Annotated in this window: 20 protein-coding genes and 1 tRNA gene; 11 read left to right on the plus strand and 10 right to left on the minus strand. The window is 70.2% G+C overall.

Going from position 1 to position 19,944, the window contains the following annotated elements; genetic code table 11:
* Positions 1-578 (plus strand): hypothetical protein (locus DEIPH_RS20485; protein ID WP_034359883.1); only part of this gene is annotated, 578 nt, incomplete at its 5' end.
* Positions 579-636: 58 nt separating this feature from the next.
* Entirely contained in the window at positions 637-1,329 is a 693-nt protein-coding gene (locus DEIPH_RS15595; RefSeq protein ID WP_034359884.1) for a hypothetical protein, read from the plus strand.
* A 59-nt stretch (positions 1,330-1,388) separates the two neighbouring features.
* Here the strand turns inward: DEIPH_RS15595 and DEIPH_RS15600 are convergent, their stop codons facing one another.
* On the minus strand, positions 1,389-3,299 hold the full coding sequence (locus DEIPH_RS15600) for an acetate--CoA ligase (RefSeq protein ID WP_034359885.1): 1,911 nt from the start codon (positions 3,297-3,299) through the stop codon (positions 1,389-1,391).
* A 100-nt stretch (positions 3,300-3,399) separates the two neighbouring features.
* On the opposite strand from DEIPH_RS15600, the gene DEIPH_RS15605 reads away from it, so the two are divergent.
* Positions 3,400-4,200 carry a type III pantothenate kinase gene (locus tag DEIPH_RS15605; protein ID WP_034359886.1) on the plus strand — a complete coding sequence of 267 codons (801 nt, stop codon included), beginning with the start codon at positions 3,400-3,402 and terminating at the stop codon, positions 4,198-4,200.
* A gap of 7 nt (positions 4,201-4,207) precedes the next feature.
* Here DEIPH_RS15605 and DEIPH_RS15610 read toward each other — a convergent pair whose 3' ends face one another.
* The gene (locus DEIPH_RS15610) at positions 4,208-5,200 is read right to left on the minus strand and encodes a YeiH family protein (protein ID WP_034359888.1); all 993 of its coding nucleotides are present in this window, start codon (positions 5,198-5,200) and stop codon (positions 4,208-4,210) included.
* 81 nt (positions 5,201-5,281) lie between these two features.
* Between DEIPH_RS15610 and DEIPH_RS15615 the strand changes: the two genes are divergently transcribed.
* Positions 5,282-6,217, plus strand: coding sequence for a LysR substrate-binding domain-containing protein (locus DEIPH_RS15615; protein WP_051517440.1), 936 nt, complete (start codon positions 5,282-5,284; stop codon positions 6,215-6,217).
* Between the two features lie 65 nt (positions 6,218-6,282).
* Here DEIPH_RS15615 and DEIPH_RS15620 read toward each other — a convergent pair whose 3' ends face one another.
* The 3 genes from DEIPH_RS15620 to DEIPH_RS15630 all read right to left on the minus strand — a co-directional run bounded on the left by DEIPH_RS15620 (position 6,283) and on the right by DEIPH_RS15630 (position 9,245).
* Complete coding sequence (locus DEIPH_RS15620) at positions 6,283-7,281, minus strand: inorganic phosphate transporter (RefSeq protein ID WP_034359890.1); 999 nt, start codon at positions 7,279-7,281, stop codon at positions 6,283-6,285.
* A gap of 18 nt (positions 7,282-7,299) precedes the next feature.
* The gene (locus tag DEIPH_RS15625; protein WP_034359892.1) at positions 7,300-7,938 is read right to left on the minus strand and encodes a DUF47 domain-containing protein; all 639 of its coding nucleotides are present in this window, start codon (positions 7,936-7,938) and stop codon (positions 7,300-7,302) included.
* A 158-nt stretch (positions 7,939-8,096) separates the two neighbouring features.
* The gene (locus tag DEIPH_RS15630; protein WP_152544988.1) at positions 8,097-9,245 is read right to left on the minus strand and encodes a GGDEF domain-containing protein; all 1,149 of its coding nucleotides are present in this window, start codon (positions 9,243-9,245) and stop codon (positions 8,097-8,099) included.
* 182 nt (positions 9,246-9,427) lie between these two features.
* Here DEIPH_RS15630 and DEIPH_RS15635 point away from each other — a divergent pair.
* Positions 9,428-9,504: transfer RNA gene (locus DEIPH_RS15635), tRNA-Ile, on the plus strand.
* 176 nt (positions 9,505-9,680) lie between these two features.
* Positions 9,681-11,237: an Ig-like domain-containing protein gene (locus DEIPH_RS18915; RefSeq protein ID WP_161636080.1), complete on the plus strand. Its 1,557-nt coding sequence runs from the start codon at positions 9,681-9,683 to the stop codon at positions 11,235-11,237.
* A 19-nt stretch (positions 11,238-11,256) separates the two neighbouring features.
* On the opposite strand, the gene DEIPH_RS15645 is transcribed toward DEIPH_RS18915, so the two are convergent.
* Genes DEIPH_RS15645 through lipB form a run of 3 tightly spaced genes read right to left on the minus strand, consistent with a single transcriptional unit; the run spans position 11,257 to position 13,521 of the window.
* Complete coding sequence (locus tag DEIPH_RS15645) at positions 11,257-11,739, minus strand: Rossmann-fold NAD(P)-binding domain-containing protein (protein ID WP_034359896.1); 483 nt, start codon at positions 11,737-11,739, stop codon at positions 11,257-11,259.
* Positions 11,740-11,791: 52 nt separating this feature from the next.
* Entirely contained in the window at positions 11,792-12,772 is a 981-nt protein-coding gene (gene lipA / locus DEIPH_RS15650) for a lipoyl synthase (RefSeq protein WP_034359898.1), read from the minus strand.
* Entirely contained in the window at positions 12,769-13,521 is a 753-nt protein-coding gene (gene lipB, locus DEIPH_RS15655) for a lipoyl(octanoyl) transferase LipB (RefSeq protein ID WP_034359901.1), read from the minus strand. Before lipB ends, lipA begins: the two co-directional genes overlap by 4 nt.
* Before the next feature lie 212 nt (positions 13,522-13,733).
* Between lipB and DEIPH_RS15660 the strand changes: the two genes are divergently transcribed.
* On the plus strand, positions 13,734-14,261 hold the full coding sequence (locus DEIPH_RS15660; RefSeq protein WP_034359903.1) for a GNAT family N-acetyltransferase: 528 nt from the start codon (positions 13,734-13,736) through the stop codon (positions 14,259-14,261).
* A 16-nt stretch (positions 14,262-14,277) separates the two neighbouring features.
* On the opposite strand, the gene DEIPH_RS15665 is transcribed toward DEIPH_RS15660, so the two are convergent.
* A complete protein-coding gene (locus tag DEIPH_RS15665; RefSeq protein ID WP_034359905.1) occupies positions 14,278-15,066 on the minus strand; it encodes a hypothetical protein in 789 nt (262 codons plus the stop codon).
* A 295-nt stretch (positions 15,067-15,361) separates the two neighbouring features.
* Between DEIPH_RS15665 and rplS the strand changes: the two genes are divergently transcribed.
* Together rplS and DEIPH_RS15675 are read left to right on the plus strand one after the other, a co-directional pair.
* On the plus strand, positions 15,362-15,832 hold the full coding sequence (gene rplS, locus DEIPH_RS15670) for a 50S ribosomal protein L19 (RefSeq protein ID WP_034359906.1): 471 nt from the start codon (positions 15,362-15,364) through the stop codon (positions 15,830-15,832).
* Positions 15,833-15,930: 98 nt separating this feature from the next.
* A complete protein-coding gene (locus DEIPH_RS15675) occupies positions 15,931-16,746 on the plus strand; it encodes an HAD-IIB family hydrolase (protein WP_034359908.1) in 816 nt (271 codons plus the stop codon).
* A 134-nt stretch (positions 16,747-16,880) separates the two neighbouring features.
* Here DEIPH_RS15675 and DEIPH_RS15680 read toward each other — a convergent pair whose 3' ends face one another.
* On the minus strand, positions 16,881-18,386 hold the full coding sequence (locus DEIPH_RS15680; protein ID WP_081790951.1) for an ATP-binding cassette domain-containing protein: 1,506 nt from the start codon (positions 18,384-18,386) through the stop codon (positions 16,881-16,883).
* Between the two features lie 85 nt (positions 18,387-18,471).
* Here DEIPH_RS15680 and DEIPH_RS15685 point away from each other — a divergent pair, with 85 nt between their 5' ends.
* Positions 18,472-19,419, plus strand: coding sequence for an SPFH domain-containing protein (locus tag DEIPH_RS15685; RefSeq protein ID WP_034359910.1), 948 nt, complete (start codon positions 18,472-18,474; stop codon positions 19,417-19,419).
* 3 nt (positions 19,420-19,422) lie between these two features.
* Positions 19,423-19,890 carry an NfeD family protein gene (locus tag DEIPH_RS15690; protein WP_034359912.1) on the plus strand — a complete coding sequence of 156 codons (468 nt, stop codon included), beginning with the start codon at positions 19,423-19,425 and terminating at the stop codon, positions 19,888-19,890.
* The last annotated feature ends 54 nt before the right edge of the window (positions 19,891-19,944 follow it).

A 19,944-nucleotide genomic window follows, 5' to 3' on the forward strand; every position in this document is an offset into this window, starting at 1 on the left:
GCGGCGCGGGGACTGCGCCCGACCCCGGCCCGGCCACCGCTGGACGCGGCGGCACAGGCGGGACCGGAAACGGCGGCGGCCCGTCCGGTGCGGGTGACGCTCCGGCGGCGGGACGCTCCGGCGGTGGGAGCGGCCCGGGGTCCGGCACCCCGGCGGGCGGCGGCACCGGCGGCGGTGAGACGGCCCGCGCGGGTGGCGGCGGTGGTGCTGCTGCCGGCAACGAAAACCGGCCCCTGAACTGCACGGTGGTCGTGGACGTGCGCGGCCTGGGGGCCTTCCAGCGCGACATGACCAGCTTCGTGTACGACGAGGGCGGGACCCAGCTGTGGCCCGACGCGTCCCTCATCAAGGGCGTCAGTTCCCAGCTCGTGCAGGAAGGCAGCCTGCACACCTACATCACGTCCGAGAGCCAGATCGGCCAGTTCCAGAACGTGACGCGCGTCAAGGCGGTGCGGGTGGAAGAACCCCGCATCGCGCGGGGCAGCGGCGTCTTTACGAACGCGGTTCTCGGCAGCGGTGCCGCCGCCCAGTTCCGCTCGGCGGGGGCCGCCTGCCGCGTCGTGTACCTGAAGGACTGAGGCCCGGCCTCACGGGGCCGTCAGCCCCCCGTCATTCCCCCCTGTTATGAGGTGCAACATGCGTAAACCGACCCTGCTCGCCCTGACCGTCCTGCTGTCGGCCCCCGCCCTGGCGTGGGTGCCCAAGCTGGAGGAAACGACCGCCAAGAACGTCATCGACGGCGCGTATGGCCGCCGCGACCCGGTGCCCACCTACCAGACCCTCGACCTGACCGTGAAGGACGGCAAGTTCGCCGCCGGAGACGGCGCGGTGAAGGCGTTCGACGGCGGCGACAGGTGCCTGGCCGACTGGCTGGCCGCGCCCGCCGACTTCACGAAGGGCAGCCGCCCCGCCGCCGTCACCGTCAGCGGGCAGGCCGACCAGCTGTACTTCCAGGCGCAGGACGCCCGCGACAACTTCCGCAACCTCAGCGCCGCCGACGCCCTCGGCGCCGACCTGGCGGGGAAGCGCCTGACCGACGGCCTGCTGCGCGTGGACGTGAACGTGCGTGGCCTCCCCAGCGAGAAGGCGCGCGACGCCTACCTGGTGCGCCTCAGGGCACCCGACGGCAAGATGATCGCTCCCACCCGCAAGAGCTTTGTCAACGACTTCAAGCAGGACGCGGGCAAGTGGTCCGGTACCCTGGTCTACTACTTCGAGCCGCTGAAGGCGGGGGTGGGCGCGAGCGATAGGGTAGACCTGCTCGTCCGGACCGAGGCGGACAGCAACTGCGCCTACAGCGTGGGGCTGGACCTGGGCAGCTTTCAGTAAGCGCAGGGGCCAGTGGGCAGAGAGCCGGGGCTTTCTCCGGCTCTCACTCTTTTTCCCGCTCAGCCCTCCGCGATCCTTGCCCGCACCACCTCGATCGCGTCCGGGTTTTCCAGACTGGTCAGGTCGCCCCTCACTTCTCCCGTCACCAGCAGGTCGCGCAGCAACCTCCGCATGATCTTGCCGCTGCGGGTGCGGGGCACGGTGGGCGTGACGATCACGCGGGCGGGCCGGGCGATGGGGCCGACGCCGCGCACGATGGCGTCCGCCAGTTCGCCCTCCAACGCGGTGCTGGCCTGCGCGTCCCCGCGCGGCACCACGAAGGCGACCGGCACCGCCCCCTTCACCTCGTCCGGCTTGGCGACCACTGCGGCCTCGCTGACGGCGGGGTGGGTGATGAGGGCGGCTTCCATCTCCATCGTGCCGATGCGGTGCCCGGCCACGTTCATCACGTCGTCCAGGCGGCCCGTGACCCACAGTTGTCCGCCTTCGTCCATCAGCGCGGCGTCGGATGCGGCGTAGCTGCCCGGAAAATCCGAGAGGTACGTCTGCACGTAGCGGTCGTGGTCGCCCCACACCGTCCGTGCCAGGCAGGGAAACGGCTCGGTGAGGGTCAGCGCGCCGAGTTCGCCGGGTTGCGCTTCCGTCCCGTCGTCCCTCACCACGCGGGCGCGGTAGCCGGGGAGGGGATGCCCGCAACTGCCGGGGCGGGTGGGGGTCAGGCCGACCATGGAGCTGGCCCAGGCGGTGCCCGTTTCCGTCTGCCCGTAGGTGTTGTTCACGAAGATGCGCCCCGCGCCCAGCTTGCCCTGGGTCCAGTGCCACGTTTCCGGGTCGAGCGGCTCACCCACCAGCGCGATCAACTCCAGGCGGCTCAGGTCGTGTCCGGCCAGCGGGGCGTCCCCGGCGCGGCGCAGCATCCGCAGGGCGGTCGGCGCGGTAAAGACCTTGTTCACGCCGTACCGCTCAATCACCTCGTAGGGGCGGGCGGGGGTGGGCGTGTCGATGCCGCCCTCGTAGATCACGTGCGTCGCGCCGTGCGCCAGGCCGCCCACCAGCGCGAAAATCGGGAAGGTCAGCCAGCCCACGTCCGCCGTACACCAGTACACGTCCCCTGGGCGCAGGTTCAGCGCCCACTTCACGTTCGCGTAGACCCCGGCCAGAAAGCCGATCCCCGCGTGAACCAGACCCTTGGGCTTGGAGGTCGTGCCCGAGGTGTAGATGATGAAGCCGGGTTCGTTGGCTTCGAGGGAAACGGGTTCGGCGCGGCGGGTCGTGCCCTCCAGCAGCATGTGGAAGTCCAGTTCCCCCTGCTTGAGCGGAGAGTCCCGGTCCACCCGCCGCGCGACGATCACGTGGGGGAGGTCCAGCCCCTCCAGCGCCTCGTCCAGCGTGGCCTTGAGGGGGACGACCTTGCCCCGGCGCAGCGTGGCGTCGGTGCAGACCACGACTTTTGGTTGGGCGTCCTCCAGCCGGTCACGCACCGCCGAGGCGCTGAAGCCCGCGAAGATCACGGAGTAGATCGCGCCGATGCGGTAGCAGGCGTGGATGGCGATAAAGGCTTCGGGCACGTTCCCCAGATAGATCGCCACCCGGTCGCCCTTTTCCACCCCCAGGTCTTGCAGGGCGGCGGCAAAGCGGGCAGTCGCGTCCGTCAGCTCGCCATACGTCCACTCTTCGCGCAGGCCGTCCTCACGCTCGTACAGCAGGGCCATCCGTTCGGCGGGCCAGCGGTCCAGGCAGTTCACGCTGACGTTGCCGGTCGCGCCGGGGTAATAGCGGAAGTCCCCCAGCGTGCCCTCCAGCGCCACCGTCGGCGGCGTGTCCCAGGTCAGTTCGCGGGCGATTTCCAGCCAGTAGGCGGGCGGGTCGAGGGCCAGCAGCCGGGCGGCCTCCTCGGGCGAGACGGGCGCGGCGGCCTTCAGGGCGCCAGTGGGCGGCACGAGCGGATGCTCCAGCAACGATTTCTCCACGGGGGAACCTCCAGGGTGGGGGGTGAATTGTGCTTGTCCCGCACGCTAGCGCGTTCGCGCCGGCGTTGCCAGCACCGGCGCAGCGCCTACAATTGCCCCCGTGCCCGCCTCCTTCCCCCTCCTCGCCGTGGATATCGGCAACACCAGCACCGTGCTGGGCCTCGCGGACGAGCGCCTCGACCTCACGCACACCTGGCGTATCCGCACCAACCGCGACGTGTTGCCCGACGACCTGGCGCTGCAACTGCACGGCCTCTTCACGCTGTCCGGGGCGGCCATTCCTCGCGCCGCCGTTCTCAGCAGCGTGGCGCCGCCGGTCGGGGCCAACTACGCGCTGGCGCTGCGCCGGCATTTCGGCATCGAGGCGTTCGAGGTGATGGCCGACAACCTCCCCGACGTGACGGTCGAACTCGATCAGCCCGGCAACGTCGGGGCGGACCGGCTGTGCAACCTCTTCGGCGCGGAGCGGTACCTGGACGGCTACGAGTACGCGGTCGTGGTGGATTTCGGGACCAGCACCAACTTCGACGTGATCGGCAGAGGCCGGCGCTTTATCGGCGGGATTCTCGCCACCGGGGCGCAGGTCAGCGCCGACGCCCTCTTTGCCCGCGCCGCCAAGCTCCCGCGCATCACGCTGGAAGCGCCCGCCAGCGCCATCGGGAAGAACACGGTCCACGCCCTGCAATCCGGGCTGGTCTTCGGGTACGCCGAGATGGTGGACGGCCTGCTGCGCCGCGTCCGGGCCGAGCTGCCCGCCCCCGCCGTCGCCATCGCCACGGGCGGCTTTGCCCGCACCATCGAGGGGATCTGCCAGGAGATCGACCACTACGACGAGACGCTGACGCTGCGCGGCCTGGTGGAACTGTGGGCCAGCCGGGAAGCGGTGGGGGAGAGCCGGTAGGGACCGCTCACCGCGTCCCCACAAAGGCCACCAGCAGGAGCAGGCCAAAGCCCAGGCCCCCGACCCCCAGTGCCGGTCCCCCCAGGCGGCGCAGCACGGCGAAGTCCACGCCCAGGCCGATGCCGGCCATCGAGGCTGCCGTGAGTAGCAGGCTGGCGGTCTGGAGGTGGGCTGTCAACGGCTCCGGCAGCCGGCCGGTACTGCTGACCACGCCGACCAGCAAGAAGCCCACCAGAAAGGGCGGGAGAAGCGGTGCCCGCGCGCGGGTTGGCCGCCCGCCCGCCGCCTTCCGCGCCAGCAGCGCGCCGAGCAGCAGCAGCACCGGCGCGAGCAGGGCCACCCGCGTGAGTTTGGTCAGCATGGCGAAGTCGAGGGCCTGTCCCCCCTGCGCCGCGCCCGCCGCCAGCACCTGGGCGATCTCATGCAGGGTGGACCCGGTCATCAGGCCGTAACGTTGCGCGCTGAGGTGCAGCGGCAGCGCCAGCAGGCTGTAGCCGATTACCCCGGCGGTTCCCAGCAGGCTACAGACCGCCACGGCCACCGACACCTCGTCCTCGTCGGCGGCGATGACCGGGGCTGCTGCGGCGATGGCCGAAGCGCCGCAGATGCTGGAGCCGACCGCGACCGCCAGCCCCAGCCCGCGCGGCAGCCCCAACCGCCGGGCCAGCCAGGTCATGCTCAGCAGCCCCACGGCCATCACCGCCAGATCGAGCAGCAGCACCCGCATGCCTGCCTGGGCAAACAGCACGAAGTTGAGCCGCACGCCCAGCAGCACCACGCCCAGCCGCAGCAGCGTGCGCGCGGCGTATCCCGCGCCCGGTCCAATGCTGGCCGGGAGCCGCAGCAGCCCCCGCAGGGCCAGCCCCAGCAGCAGCGCCAGTCCCAGCGCCCCGAACACCCGCAGCCCCGGCAGGGTCGAGAGCACAGAAGCCGCCGCCGTCAGCAGCGCGACCAGGGCAAGGCCCGGCAGCAGAGCCGTGAATGAGGTCAATCTGGACATGGCCCCAGGCTAGAAGCGGCCGAGTTATAGATCAAATCGAAGTTTTTGTCCTTACTCTGTAAAAATAGCTATAACTGAACTATGACCCTCCACGCCGAGCCGCTGCTGACCTTCGCCGCCGTCGCCCGGACCGGGAGCCTCACGGCCGCCGCCCGTGAACGGCATCTCAGCCAGCCGTCGGTGTCCACGCAACTGAAACGGCTCGCGGACGCGGTGGGCGAGCCGCTCTTTTTCCGGCACCGTCAGGGGGTCCGGCTGACTCCGGCGGGAGAGGCGCTGCTGCCCCACGCCCAGGCGCTGCAACGCGCGCTCGGCGGTGCCCGGCAGCTGGCCCACGACCTGCAAGACCTCCAGCACGGCACGCTGCGGGTGGTGGCGAGCAACACCCTCGCCGCGCAGGTCCTGCCCCGCGCGCTGGCCGCCTTTCACGCCCGGCATCCTGGGGTCACCCTGGACATCCAGACCGGCAACACCCGCGAGGCCGTGCGCGCCCTGCGGGAAGGCCAGGCCGACCTCGCCCTGATAGAAGGGCCGGGCCAGCCTTTCCCCGGGGGCGTCCAGGCCACCGTCATCGGGTACGACACCCTGCGCCTGATCCTGTCGCCGCAGCACCCGCTGGCCCGGCCCCACCTGGGCGCGGGCGACCTCCAGCACCTTAAGGTGATCTGGCGCGAGGCCGGTTCGGGCACCCGCGAGGTTGCCGAGCAGGTGCTGCAACAGGCGGGCATCACGGTGCAGCCGGTGCTGGAACTCGCCGGGACGGAGGCGATCAAGGAGGCGGTGCTGAGCGGCCTGGGAGCGGCCTTCGTCTCCGAACTCAGTGTGCGGCGCGAACGGGCCGCCGGCCACCTCGCCAGCCCCGACCTGTCCCTGCCCGGCCTGGAGCGCGCCCTCACGGCCCTCACGCCCGAGGTGCCCTCGCGCACCGCCCGCGCCCTGCTGGGAGACCTGCTTGCCGTTCAGGGCCTGGAGCGTGTGTCCAGTGGCAGGGGGAAAAAAGAAGCAGCGGGGAGCTGAAACTGGCGTCTCCCCGCTGCTTTTCCCCCGCTTTTTTCGCTGACGGCTGAACGCTGCCGACTGCCCTAGACCCCCGTCGCCAGGATGATCTTGTGAATCACCCACCCCAGCGCGATACAGATCGGAATGGTGGTGAACCAGGCGGTCACGATGCGTCCGGCGACCTGCCACTTGACCTTGCGGAAGCCCTTGGTGGTGCCCACGCCCATGATGCTGGTGCTGATGGTGTGGGTGGTGCTGACCGGAATGCCCAGCGTGCTGGCCGTGTGGATAATCAGCGCGGCGCTGGTTTCGGCCACGAAGCCGTCCACGGGCTTGAGGTCCACGACCTTGAAGCCCATCGTCTTGATGATGCGCCAGCCGCCGATGCTGGTGCCCAGACCCATCGCGGCGGCGGCGGACAGGATTACCCACAGCGGCACGTGGTCGTAGGCGGCCCCGGCGTAGGCGCTCAGCGCGAAGGTCATGATGCCCATGGTCTTTTGCGCGTCGTTGCCACCGTGGCTAAAGGCCATAAAGGCCGCCGAGACGATCTGTGCCCAGCGGAAGGTGCGGGTCACCGTGCGGGGCCGCATCCAGCGCAGCACCAGCCAGGACAGCAGGCCCATCAGCAGGATCGGGACGACGAAACCCAGGGCCGGACTGGTCAGCAGGCCCGTCAGCGTCTTTTCCACGCCCCTGGGGATGATGATGCCCCAGCCGCCCGCCGCGACGCCCGCGCCCACCAGGCTGAAGATCAGCGCGTGGCTGCTGCTGCTGGGCAGGCCCTTCCACCAGGTGTAGAGGTTCCAGATGATGGCGCTGAGGATGGCGGCCCCCACCAGTTCCAGGGTGGCGTACTGCTGCGGCACGATGTCGCTGGCGATGGTCTTGGCGACGGCGGTGCCGGTCAGGGCGCCGACCACGTTCAGGATCGCGGCCATGGCAATCGCCTGCGCGGGCGTCAGGACCTTGGTGGCGACGCTGGTGGCGATGGCGTTGGCGGTGTCGTGAAAGCCGTTGATGAAGTCGAAGGCCAGCGCCAGCGCGATGATGACGACGAGGCCGATCAGGGCAGGTTCCATAGTGTCGGGACCCCGGCCTTACGCGTTCTTCAGGAGAATGCTCTCCACCGTCTTGGCGACGCGCTGCGCCTGGTCCGAGGCGTCCTCGATCAGGTTGACGATCTCGCCGCCGCGCATGGCCCGGATCATGCCGGGCACGTCGTTCACGCCCTGGTAGAGGGTGCGCTGCACCTCGTCGCTGATGGTGTCGCCCTCGTCTTCCAGCGTGCGAATCTGCTGCGCCAGCGCGGCGAGTTCGCGGATGCGCCCGGCGTCCTCGATCATCGGCATGCCCTGGGCCAGCAGCGCGCACTGCTGCTCGACCACGCGGGCGAGCTGCGCCATCTGCGGAAGGGGACGCTCCACGCCGTACAGGCTGAGTTTGCGGGCCGCGTCCTCCATGTCGTCCACCAGGTCGTCGAGTTCGTTGTTCAGCCCGATGATGTCCTCGCGGTCGAAGGGCACGATAAAGGACTCGGCCAGCAGGTTCGTGATCTCGCGGGTGATGCGGTCGCCCTCGTGTTCGAGGTCGCGGACCTTCTGCACCTTGCGTTCCACGTCCGTGTAGTTCTCCAGCAGGTCCACCAGCGCCTGGGCGGTGGCGTGCGCGTTGCGGGCGGCTTCAGCAAACTTCGCGCTGAATTGGGGATTTTTCGGCATGAATTTCGACAGCACCATGATGATCCTCTCCGATTCTCCGCCCCTTTGTCAGCCCTGTGTCAGCGCCGGCCCGCCTGGGGGGAGGGGGAGCGGGAGGCCCCAGGGTCTTGGCCGCCTCCCGCGTCGTCCCCAAGTCTAATCCGTCCCTTCAGGCTGAGGGCAGGTCCGGCAGGTGTTCAGGCGGCCGGGGCGGACGCGAGGGAGGCGGGCGGCTCGGTAGAGAGGTGGACCCGGTTGCCCCCATCCTGCCGGGCGCAGCCGAGGGCCTGCTGCGCGCCTTCCAGCAGGGCTTGGCTGCCCGCCTGTCCTGCCCAGACCGCCACGCCGACGCTGACGGTGGGCAGAATGCCATTCAGGGGCCGCGAGGCGACCCGGACGCGCAGCCGCTCGCAGGCGGCCCGCGCGAACCGGGGGTCCGGCATACGCATCAGCACCGCGAACGTCGTGTCGTTCAGGCACCCGATCACGTCCTCGTCGCGGATGGCGGCGGTCAGGGTCCGGGCCACATGGGCGCGCAGCGCCTCGGCAAAGGCCACCCCCTGATCCCGCGTCACCTGCTCCAGGTGATCCACCCTCAGCACGGCCACTGTCAGGCCTGCCGGGCGGTGGCGGAGGTGGCCGGTCAGGACGCGCTCCAGGGTCCGCCTCCCCGGAAGGCCGGTCAGGGGATCGAACTCCTGACCGGTCATGTCCGTCCAGGCGGCGCGTCGGGCATCTGTGCGGGTGCGGCGCGCCGCGGCCTGTTGCCCCAGCAGCATGGCTCCACCAACCAGCAGCAGCTGCACCAGGGCACCCAGCAGGGCGTGACCTTCGGCCCCACGCGCTTCCATGGGGCCAAGGGCGAAGGCGGCGGTCAGGGCCAGCGTGCTTCCCAGGGCCGCGCCGCTCAGGTGCCGGCCCCGCCGGCCCCCCAGCAGCCAGCCCGGTGCGAGAAGCAGCGCCAGGAACCAGGGGGCGACGTTGCCCAGCAGCGCCAGGTCACTCCCCTCGCCGGGCATGAACAGCCTGAGGGCCAGCTGGCCCAGCATCAGCAGCCAGCCGCCCAGCAGCAGCAGCAGGTCGAGCAGCCACGGGGGGCAACGCTGCACCAGGGACAGCGCCAGCACCAGACCCAGCAGGCCCGCCAGCAGCGGCAAGGTGGTCAGGAGCAGGCCGGAGGTGGCCTGTGGGGACAGGGCCAGCGGCAGGAGTGTCCCCAGCAGGGCGAGGGGCAGCACCCGCTGATAGGTCTCCCGGCGGTCCGGGCTGCGTCGGAAGACCCTGTATCCGTGCCACGCATCTGCCGGGGGCAGGGCGTCCGGAAACGGCAGGAAGGGATCACGCATACCCAGGCAGGGAACCATGCCCGTCCTCACCGGAACCTGACACACGTGCTGCCCCCGCCGGGGGAAGAGGACTGGGCCTGGCTGGACTTTCCCCTGACGCCTTCCGGGCAGGCGTTGACACCCCAGCGCCCCCCTGCTAGATTGTCACCCGCCCATCCGAGAGGACAGGCCGAGCAAGGTGTGCGGGTGTAGCTCAGCTGGTTAGAGCGCACGCCTGATAAGCGTGAGGTCCCCAGTTCAAGTCTGGGCATCCGCACCAGGAAACAAGAATCCCCGTCCATGACGGGGCTTTTTTGTCGTTGCGTGCGCCTTGAGCGGGCCTTGGGTAGCGCAGTCCTTCCCTCTCGCTGGCAGCAAAGCCGGGAGCAAGCGAGGGCCGCACCGCGTTTAATTAACAGACAGGGTGCGGGCAGACCCCGCAAACTTCAAGAATCCATGAAGCATAGTCGTTCTTTGGCCCTGCTGCTGCTGTCTGTCACGCTCGCAGCTTGCGAGGCGGGGCCTTCTGCGCCCACCGCCGACCCCACGCCCCAGGCACCGACGACGCCCCAGGTTCCTGCGCCGACGGTCCTGGAGGTGACTCTGACGGCGGGGCGGACCACCCTGACGGCCGGAGAGACCCTGCCTCTCGTCGCCGCCATGAGGGGAACCGGAGCCTTCGACCAGACCCTGCGGTGGACGACCAGTGCCGAGGCGGTGGCGGCGGTGGACAGTCAGGGCCGCGTGACCGCACGCTCGGCGGGAAGCGCCACCATCACGGCGACCAGCGTGGCCGATCCCGGCAAGAGTGCCCGGGTGACCCTGACGGTCACGGCGGCTCCGCCCCCTGCTGCCCCGCCCCCCGCTGCCCCTGCCCCCGCGCCCACGGTCACCGGGGTGACGGTCACCCCCGGCAGCGAAACGCTGAGCGTGGGCGGAACGTTGCAACTGACCGCGACCCTGAGCGGCACCGGGGCCTTCGACCCGTCCGTGAAGTGGACGACCAGCAACGGAGCCGTGGCGACGGTGGACGCCCAGGGCCGCCTCACTGCCCGGAGTGCCGGAAGCGCCACCATCACGGCGACCAGCGTGGCCGACCCGTCCAGAAGTGCCAGCGCGACCGTGACGGTCAAGTCAACCCCCGCGCCCGCGCCGACCATTACCGGGGTGACGGTCACGCCCAGCCGTGCGGCCCTCACGGTCGGCGGCACCCTGACGCTGACGGCCACGGTCAGCGGCACGGGAGCCTTCGATCAGACGGTCCGCTGGCAGACCAGCAATGCCGCCGTCGCCACCATCGACGGCGGCGGGGTCGTCCGTGCCGTCGCCGCCGGGACCGCCACACTGACGGCGATCAGCAGCGCCGACCCGACCCGGACGGCAGGCGTCACGCTGACCGTCACCGCTCCTCCCGCGCCCCCGACCACGCCGCCCACGCCCGGAGTCTTCATCCCGGCGGTCGGTGCGCCGGTGGGAAGTGGTGACGGCAGCGTCACCGGCACGGTGTACGTGACGCCCAGCGCGCAGGAGATCCGGATGCTGGAACTGATCAACGAGGCCCGCACCCAGGGAACGGTGAATGGAGCGGACGTGATCCGGGGGTCGTGCGTGGACGGTACCTTCCGGCCCGGCACCCTCAAGCCGCTGACCTACAACGGCGTCTCCTCGCACGCCGCGCGGATGCACAGCGTCTACATGAGCGTGGTGCGCTACGAGGGCCACGATGAGACGGACAGGGCGGCCCCGAGTTTCTACGGGGCCACGCCGGGCGACCGGATTGCCCGCAGCTACGCCACCTACGGCAAGGGCGTGGGCTATAGCGGCTGGGGTGAGAACGTGGCGGCGGGGTACCGGACCCCCGAGGAAGTCACGGTCGCCTGGATGAAGAGTTCCGGCCACTGCCAGAACATGATGCGGGCGGGCTGGACGACGATGGCGACCGGGCACCACACCAGCGCGCCGGACGCCGCTGCCGGTCGCCTCGGCGACAGCTGGACCCAGATCTTCAACTGAGGTTCGGCGGGGGCTTCTGTCAGGGCCGCGCGCTCCAGGGTTCTACTCCGCCGATGACGTGCCGTTTCAGGTCGTGGTGCAGGGCGTGCAAAACGCCGGCGCTGATCTCCTCGTCGGTGAGCCAGCGGGAGCCGTTGCCTTCCACCACGAAGCCCAGGATCACTTCCCGGTCGTCGTTCCCGAGGGCGGCGAAGCGCTCACGCCTTTGGCTACCCGGCCTGGCGGGATTGGTCGCCGCACTTTCCAGGACATGCCAGCACGGCCCGCGTACCTGCTGCGAGGGCGCCTCCAGGGCTGTGCCGTGAATCCACACCACCCCCCGGTCGAATGCCCCCGGTTGGAGTGCGTTCGCGTCGGTGTCATCTGCCCCCAGCGGGTGCAGGCGCGGATGCTGAAACGGCATGGGGCGGCGGGCGAGGACAAAGACCTCGTCACCTTCGTCCAGCAGGGCACGGACCACGCCCGCGAGCATTCCGGTTCCACCGACGACGAGCGTTCGCATGGGGCAAGGGTAAGGGGCCGGGCAACTCCCGACCCCCTCGACCTGCCGGGCTTCAGATCAGGCTGAGCTGCTCGCCGCCCTCCAGGTGCGCGAGGTGGTCGGGCAGGTCCGTGGGGCGGTCCATCACGATCTGCTCGGCCTTGTAGGAGGAGCGGACCAGCGGCCCGGCCACGACTTCCAGGAAGCCCATCGCCATGCCCTCGTCCCGGATCTCGTCGAACTCGGCGGGGGAGACGTAGCGCTCGACGGGGAGGTGGTGCATGGTGGGCCGCAGGTACTGGCCGAAGGTGATCACGTCCACGCCGTGCGCGCGGCAATCTGCCATCGCCTCGCGCAACTCCTCGCGCGTCTCGCCCAGGCCCAGCATGATGCTGGTCTTGGTGATCACGTCGGGGCGGGCCTGTTTGGCGTGCTTCAGCACCCCCAGCGTGCGCTCATAGCTCGCGCGGATGTCGCGGACGGGGTGGGTCAGGCGGCGCACCGTTTCGAGGTTCTGGGCATACACGTCCACGCCGCTCTCCAGCACCAGGTCCACACAGTGGGGGTTGCCGCCGAAGTCGGGCGTCAGGGCCTCGACGCGGGTGCCGGGGTTCTCACGCTTGATGGCCGTCACCGTCTTGGCAAAGTGGTACGCGCCGCCGTCGGGCAGGTCGTCGCGGTCCACCGAGGTCAGCACCACGTATTTCAGGCCCATCAGCCGGACCGATTCGGCCACCCCGGCGGGTTCGTCCAGATCGAGCTTGCCCATCGGATTGCCCGTATCCACCGCGCAGAAGCGGCAGGCGCGGGTGCAGATGTGGCCCATCAGCATGAAGGTCGCGGTGCCGCGTGACCAGCACTCCCCGATGTTGGGGCACATCGCCTCCTCGCAGACGGTGTGCAGGCGGTGTTCCTTGACGATCTTGCGGACCTCGCCGTACACCTGCCCGGTCGGGATGGTGACCTTGAGCCACTCGGGTTTCTTCTCGCGGACGGGCACGCTGTCCTTGCGGTAGATGCCGTTCTTGATGAACTTGGGTTCCTGCTGCGTCATGCGTGGCTCCCTGGTGCTGCCCGGACGGTGGCTGCCGGTGCGGTCCCGGCGGGTTCCGGCAGCGTCCAGTCGTAGGGTTCGAAGGTGGTGAAAAAGGCGCGGGTGAGGGCGGCGCGCGCTTCTGTCAGGCTGGCCGTCCGGTTCAGGCCGCGCAAGTCGTACTCGCGCTCGACGCTGGTCATCTGCGTGCCGCTCAGGCCGCAGGGCACGATCAGCTCGAAGTGCTGGAGGTTGGTGGTGACGTTCAGCGCCAGACCGTGCAGGGCGACATTCCGCTGCACCGCCACCCCGAAGGACGCGATCTTCTGCTCGTACTCGCGGCCGTTCACCTCGCGCGGGTTCACGTACACGCCCGCGTAGCCGGGGTTGGGGCGGGCATCGGGCAGGCCCAGCAGCCTGAGGGCCTCGATGGTCGCCCCCTCCAGCAGCCGCAAGAAGTCCTGCACGCGCCGCCCGACCGGAAAGATCGCGTAGGCGACGAGCTGGCCGGGACCGTGATACGTCACGTCCCCGCCGCGCTCGACCTCCAGCACCTCGATGCCCTGGGCGGCGAGGTACTCACGCGTCACGATGATGTTCGTGCCCTCTTTGGCCTTGCGGCCCAGCGTCAGCACGGGCGGATGCTCGACCAGCAGCAGTGTGGGCCGCCCACCGCCCGCGACGCGCGCGTGATGCTCATGCTGCACGTCCCACGCCTCACGGTAGGGCAGGGTGCCCAGGTCCAGCACATCGAATGGTGCGTCCTTCACGGCCCGATTGTACGCCGCGCCCCGGCGGATTAACGTGCTGGCAGCCGATATTCAGGGAGAGATTCACCAGTGGGGCTGGTCGCCGGAGGTGCGCCCAGTGGTCAGGACAGCGAAAAGGCGATGGGTCGGAGTGTCCGGGAGAGATGGACGGCTGAGCGGACATCTGCCTTCTGGTGGAGGCGCGCCTCCTGTCCCGACCTCTACCCTGGCCCATGCCCATCCTGGTTCCCCCCTCCGAGCAGTACAAGGCGAGCTTTCTGGACGCGGTGCGTGAGGCTCAGGCCACCGGGAGCGGTCTGGGCGACACGCTGACCTGGAACGTCGAGGAAGCCGAGGCCGACTTCGGGCCCCTGCTGGCCGCGCTGTGCCGTTTCGAGCCGCCCGCCGAGCTGCCCGCTGGCTACGTCCACGCCGAATACCGCTGGCTGGTCGAGGGCGACACCTATCTGGGCCGGGTCAGCCTCCGCCACACCCTCAATGACCGTCTGCGTGAGTTCGGCGGCCATATCGGCTATGAGATTCGCCCCGGCGCACGTGGGCAGGGACATGGGAAACGTATCCTTGCCCTCGCGCTGGACCGCGCCCGCGAATTGGGCCTCCCGCGCGTGCTGGTCACCTGCGACGTGGACAATCTCGCCTCGCGCGGGGTCATCGAGGCGAACGGCGGCGGGCTGGAAGGCGAGTTCGAGGTGCCGCAGTATCACGACAAACCCATCCGGCGGTACTGGATCACGCTCTGATGGGCGGGCTTCCTGGCTAGCCCTCGCCCCGCAGTTCCTCGGCTTTCTGCTGGAGGGTCCGGGCCAGGTCGTCGAGCGCCTGGGCCTGCTCGGGGACCGAAGCGGCCGTGTCGGTGACCTTCTGGCCCACGATCTCCCCGATGTGGGTCAGGGCGTCCAGTTGCCTGGGTGCGGCCTCGTCCAGCTCGGCGATGCGCTCCACGATGCCCTCGCCCGCCGCCGTCAACGCCTGCAATTCCTCCTCGGCGCTGAACTGGCGCAGGGCGTTCACCCGGTCCTGATGCTCGGCGCTCAGCTGGGCCAGCCGCGTCACCTCCTCCAGCGTGCCGGCCTGCGCCCGCGCCGACCCGATAATGGTGTTCAGGGCCTCCACCTGCTCCTGCACGCGCTCGTGAATGCGGCGCAGGGTCTGCACGTTCACGTCCGCGACCGGCGTGCGGGTCACGTCCTCCAGGGCCTGACAGATCAGGTCGTCGAGGGCCTCCGCCGCCGTGATCTGCCCCTCGCCGCGCTGGACGATGTCGGTCAGGGCGCGGACATGCCCGTCGCGTTCCTCCTGCGGCCCGGCCAGGGGCAGCGAGCGCACCTGTTCGGTGGTCAAGCGCACCAGCTGGCGCAGGGTGTCGGTCGCGGCCAGGCCCTCGCGTCCGGCCCGCAGGATGTTTTCCAGGGTGCTTGTCTGTGCCCAGCCCGCCGCGCCCACGTGTTCCCGCGCCCGCACCTCGGCGAGGCGGCGGCGCTGCTGGCTGACCGCCTGCCGTGCTCCGGCCAGCAACGCGTCTCTCTTCTCGACGGACTCACTCACGCCGCCATGTTGCCGGGGCCGTCAGATGAGAAAGGTAAGATATGCTCCTTCCGTTGCGCTGCGGTGGTTCAGGCCTCGGCATAGCGGTTCTTAAACGCCGGGTAAAGGCTGACGCTGGGGCAAATCCAGCAGCCTCCCGCCGGTGCTGCGGGCGGCCTGCCCCTTGAGTGTCCCCGCCCGCCCACGTATACTCCCAAGGTCTGCCCCGCAGAGCCGGGAGCGTACATCAGGTCAAGAACGTCTCTGCCCGCAAAAGCGGGAAGGTGGGACGGTCCGCTGGCAAAGGAGAAGAGAAATGCAGAACATCAAAGTGAACCGCGGCGCGATCCTGCGTTCGGTCGAGCAGGCCCACATCAAGACGGATCACCCCGAGTTCCAGCCCGGCGACACCGTGCGCGTCGAGACGAAGGTCGTCGAAGGCAACCGCACCCGCAACCAGGCCTTTGAAGGCGTGGTCATCGCCATCAACGGAACCGGCAGCCGCAAGAGCTTCACCGTCCGCAAGATCTCCTTCGGTGAGGGCGTGGAGCGCGTGTTTCCCTTCAGCAGCCCGCTGCTCGCCAAGGTCAGCGTGCTGGAGCGCGGCAAGGTCCGCCGCGCCAAGCTGTACTACCTGCGCGAACTGCGCGGCAAGGCCGCCCGCATCAAGAGCGACCGCAGCCGCGTGATGAAGGACGCCGCGCGTGCCCAGCAGGCCAAGGCCAGCACCGAGGCCCAGGCCGTCGCCCCCGTGCAGGACGCTGCCGCAGAGACGCAGGGCGAGTAAGCTCCGCTCTCTGGCCGGATGTTCCCCGGCCCGCCGCCCGCCCTCACAGGTGGGCGGTTTTCCTTTGCCCCCCTGCCGGGACTGCTAGGCTGCCGCCCGTGACCTCCCGCCTGTCTGTTCCTTTTCCTCCTGCGGGGCTGCCCCTGCTGCTCGCCTTCGACCTCGACGGCACGCTGATTCCCGATGCGGGCCGGGAAGTGCCGCCGGCGACCGTGGAGGCGCTCTCCCGGCTGCGGGCGCTGGGGGTGCGGCTGGCGGTCATCACCGGGCGCGACCTGCCCCCGCCGCACGTGCTGGAGACGGCCCGGCCCGACGCGGTCGCCACCAACAACGGCGGCCGCATCGAGATCGGCGGCCAGCTCCACGCCGAGGCCCGCTTCACACCCGCCGAATTGCAGGCTGTGCTGGCCCATGAGCTGGAGGACGCCCGCGTGGTGGTCTTTACGGCGGACGGCCTGTATGTGGACCTTCCGCCGGGCCGCGAGCCGGAAGGCTGGATGCGTGCCCGTGGTTCGCGCCCGCTGGCCGAAGCGCCGCAGGAAGGCATCCTGAAAGTCGGTTTCTACCACCCGGAGGTCGCAGAGTTCGCGGCCCGCCTGCGCGAGACTCACCCGCACCTCGTCCTGACCGGTGCGCAACCCCCCTACACCGAGTTTCTGACGGTCACGCCGGTGGGTGCGCACAAGGGCGCGGCGCTGTCCCTGATCGCCGACGCCCTGGAGATTCCGCTGGAGCGCACGGTGGCCTTCGGTGACAGCGACAACGACGTGGCGATGCTGGAACTCGCCGGGTACGCCGTCCAGCTCGGCAGCCTGCCCCTGCTCGCCCCGCACGCGCACACGCAGATCGCGGGGCCGGAAGCGCTGGGTGCGTACCTGCACGCGCTGGCCGACCGGCTGGAGGCGGAGGGCTAGAGCATTTGACAGAATTACGGCCCCCGGGGAACGGCGCCCCAGGTGCCTCCATTCTGCCCAATGCTCTTCCTGAATTCGCTCGCTCCGCTCGGCCAACGAACGCGGAACACCACCGCATTCTTATGGCAAATGCTCTAGAGCGGCCCCTCGCGGCTCACGCGCCCGCCTTCCAGCCGCAGGTGGTGGGTCAGGCCCGCTGGGGCGTCCTCCTCGCGGTGCGCGATCACCATGACGTGGGTGCCCTGCCGGACCATCTCCGGCAGCAGCGCCAGAAAGCGGGCGCGTGAGGCGGCGTCCAGAAAGTCCAGCCCCTCGTCGAGAATCAGCAGGCGGGGGGCGTGGGCGACGGCGCGGGCCAGCAGCAGGCGGCGCAACTGCCCCTGCGAGAGCGTCTGCACCTCTCGGTCCAGCAGGTCCGCCGCGTCCAGCTGGGCGGCCAGTTCCTCCACCCGCGCCGCCTGCTCCGGCGTGAGGTCGGGGGCGAAGCCCTCGGTCCCGCTCCAGGCGCTGCCGATCACGTCACGGCCCGCCCAGGCCCGCCGCTGCCGGATGCCGACCTCGGCCCCGACCAACCCGACCGTGCGGCGGCGCTCGGTCAGCAGGTCGCGCCGCAGGTAGGGGCGTTCGAGCTGGCCGCCCCGCGCGGGATGCAGTTCCCCGGCGATCAGCCGCGCGAGGGTGCTCTTGCCGCTGCCGTTCTCGCCCGTCACCAGCCAGTGCTGCCCCGCCGCCCACGTCCACGAGAGCGGCCCCAGCGCCGGGTGCCCGTTGCGGTAGACCTGCACGTCCCGCAGCCGCACCAGGTCCCCCGAACCGGGCGGCGGCGGCAGCTGGATGCCCCCGGTCAGGGCAGGCGCCGCAGCGTTCCCCGCCGTGACGCACCCCCCTTCCACCCGGAGCGTCCGCCAAGCCAGCGGCGGGGCTTCCTCCGGGCGGTGGGTGGCGAGAACGGTGGCGACCCCGGACGCGTGAACAGCTTGCAGCACGCGCCCCAGCGTCTCCCGCGCCCCGGCGCTCAGCCCGTCCGTGAACTCGTCGAGCAGCAGCAGTTCCGGGCGCGGCATCAGCGCGCGGGCCAGCACCACCCGCCGCCGCTGGCCGTGACTGAGCGTGCGGAAGTCACGGTCCAGCAGGGGCGTCACCTCCGTCAGCGCCGCGACCTCGGTCAGCCGGGCCAGGGCGTCCGCGCCCGGCTCCCACAGCCGCAGCGTGTCCCCCTCGAACCCGGCCAGCATCACGTCCCGCACCGTCTGCGCCCAGTCCCGCGTGAGGTAGAAGGCCTCAGCGTCCGGCCCCACCACGCTCAAACTGCGCCGTGCCCGCACCGCCGACCGCTGCACCCCGCCGCCCAGCCCGTACACCCGCTCGCCGCTCACGGGGGCCACCTCGCCCGCCAGCAGCCGCAGCAAGGTGGTCTTGCCGCCGCCGTTCGGCCCGGCCAGCCGCAGCGCCTCGCCCCGGTGGAGGGTCAGGCTCACGCCGTCCAGCAGGACGCGCCCGCCCGCGTGGACAGTCGCGCCCGTCAGCCTCACCAGGGGCAGGCCGGGAGCCGGAAGCTGGGCGGCCGGGAGCTGTGCCTTTGGGAGCTGGGCTTCTGGGAGCTGGGCGTGGGGGGCCGCCGCATTTGCCTCGCCTGTCATCGCCCCGAGTCTAGAGGGTGGGGGCCAGCGTCCCGGCGGGAACCCACGCCCCTGCCCCCGCGTACTGCTGACAGGAGGCGCCTGAATGGGATTCACGATCTTTGTCGTCGTTTTGCTCCTGCTGGTGATCGTCACGCTGCTCGCCGGGATCAAGAGTGTCCCGCAGGGCTACGAGTGGACGCAGGAACGCTTCGGCAGGTTCCAGCGCACCCTCAAGCCCGGACTGAACCTGATCATTCCCTACATCGACCGCGTGGGCCGCAAGGTCAACGTGATGGAGCAGGTGCTGGACGTGCCCAGCCAGGAGGTCATCACCAAGGACAACGCCCTCGTCACGGTGGACGGCGTGGTCTTCTATCAGGTGCTGGACGCCGCCAAGGCCAGCTACGAGGTCCGCAACCTCCAGCAGGCGATCCTGAACCTCACCATGACCAATATCCGCACCGTGATGGGCGGCATGGACCTCGACGAACTGCTGAGCAACCGCGACCAGATCAATGCCCGGCTCTTGATGGTGGTGGACGAGGCCACCGAGCCGTGGGGGGTCAAGGCCACCCGCATCGAGGTGAAGGACATCAAGCCGCCCGCCGATCTGGTCGCCAGCATGGCCCGCCAGATGAAGGCCGAACGCGAGAAACGCGCCAACATTCTGGATGCCGAGGGCTTCCGTCAGGCCGCCATCCTCAAGGCCGAGGGCGAGAAGCAGGCCGAGATCCTGAATGCCGAGGGCCGCCGCCAGGCCGCCTTCCTGGAAGCCGAGGCCCGTGAGCGGCAGGCGCAGGCCGAGGCCGCCGCCACCCGCATGGTCAGCGAGGCCATCGCCGCCGGCAACGTGCAGGCGATTAACTACTTCGTGGCGCAGCGCTATGTGGACGCCCTGAAGGACATCGCCACCGCGCCCAACCAGAAGACCCTGATCCTGCCGCTGGAGGCGACCGCCATGCTGGGCAGCCTCCAGGGCATCGCAGAGGTGGCGCGCGAGGCGTTCGGCGGCGGGAGCAGCGGGGCGGGCAACGGCCCCCGGAGGAGCTGACGGATGGACTGGCTGCCGACCTTTGAACACGTGCGGCCCTGGCACTGGTGGGTGCTGGGCGCACTGCTGCTGATTCTGGAGGTCACGTTGCCGGGCGTGTTCTTCGTGTGGCTCGCGCTGGCGGCCTTCACGCTCGGGCTGGTGGTGTTCGTGTTGCCGCTGCCCGTCACGGTGCAACTGCTGCTCTTCGCGGCCCTCAGCGTGGCGGCGGTCCTGATCGGTCGGCGCTACGTGGGCCGTCTGCCCGTCGGCGGTGACGAGGGCGACACCCTCAACACGGGCGCACACCGCCTGGTGGGCCGCACTGTCACCGTCACCGCGCCCATCGTGAACGGCGTGGGCCGCGTCCGGGTGGGTGACAGCGACTGGCGCGCCACCGGCCCCGACACCCCCGTCGGAGCCTCGGTGCTGGTGGTCGGGGCGGAAGGCACGACGCTGCGGGTGCGGGAGATTTCGGGGTCGTGGGTCTAGGACGGCGCTCATAAGGGTTGCCGGGTGAGGGTATAGCCACACCGTTGAAACCAG

Source organism: Deinococcus phoenicis (assembly GCF_000599865.1).
GTDB lineage: Bacteria > Deinococcota > Deinococci > Deinococcales > Deinococcaceae > Deinococcus > Deinococcus phoenicis.

Coding starts and splice junctions, on each gene's coding strand:
- DEIPH_RS15595 (WP_034359884.1), top strand. CDS start 637: ATGCGTAAACCGACCCTGCTCGCCCTGACCGTCCTGCTGTCGGCCCCC.
- DEIPH_RS15610 (WP_034359888.1), bottom strand. CDS start 5,200: ATGTCCAGATTGACCTCATTCACGGCTCTGCTGCCGGGCCTTGCCCTG.
- DEIPH_RS15615 (WP_051517440.1), top strand. CDS start 5,282: ATGACCCTCCACGCCGAGCCGCTGCTGACCTTCGCCGCCGTCGCCCGG.
- DEIPH_RS15620 (WP_034359890.1), bottom strand. CDS start 7,281: ATGGAACCTGCCCTGATCGGCCTCGTCGTCATCATCGCGCTGGCGCTG.
- DEIPH_RS15625 (WP_034359892.1), bottom strand. CDS start 7,938: ATGGTGCTGTCGAAATTCATGCCGAAAAATCCCCAATTCAGCGCGAAG.
- DEIPH_RS15630 (WP_152544988.1), bottom strand. CDS start 9,245: ATGCGTGATCCCTTCCTGCCGTTTCCGGACGCCCTGCCCCCGGCAGAT.
- DEIPH_RS18915 (WP_161636080.1), top strand. CDS start 9,681: ATGAAGCATAGTCGTTCTTTGGCCCTGCTGCTGCTGTCTGTCACGCTC.
- DEIPH_RS15645 (WP_034359896.1), bottom strand. CDS start 11,739: ATGCGAACGCTCGTCGTCGGTGGAACCGGAATGCTCGCGGGCGTGGTC.
- lipA (WP_034359898.1), bottom strand. CDS start 12,772: ATGACGCAGCAGGAACCCAAGTTCATCAAGAACGGCATCTACCGCAAG.
- DEIPH_RS15660 (WP_034359903.1), top strand. CDS start 13,734: ATGCCCATCCTGGTTCCCCCCTCCGAGCAGTACAAGGCGAGCTTTCTG.
- rplS (WP_034359906.1), top strand. CDS start 15,362: ATGCAGAACATCAAAGTGAACCGCGGCGCGATCCTGCGTTCGGTCGAG.
- DEIPH_RS15680 (WP_081790951.1), bottom strand. CDS start 18,386: ATGACAGGCGAGGCAAATGCGGCGGCCCCCCACGCCCAGCTCCCAGAA.
- DEIPH_RS15685 (WP_034359910.1), top strand. CDS start 18,472: ATGGGATTCACGATCTTTGTCGTCGTTTTGCTCCTGCTGGTGATCGTC.
- DEIPH_RS15690 (WP_034359912.1), top strand. CDS start 19,423: ATGGACTGGCTGCCGACCTTTGAACACGTGCGGCCCTGGCACTGGTGG.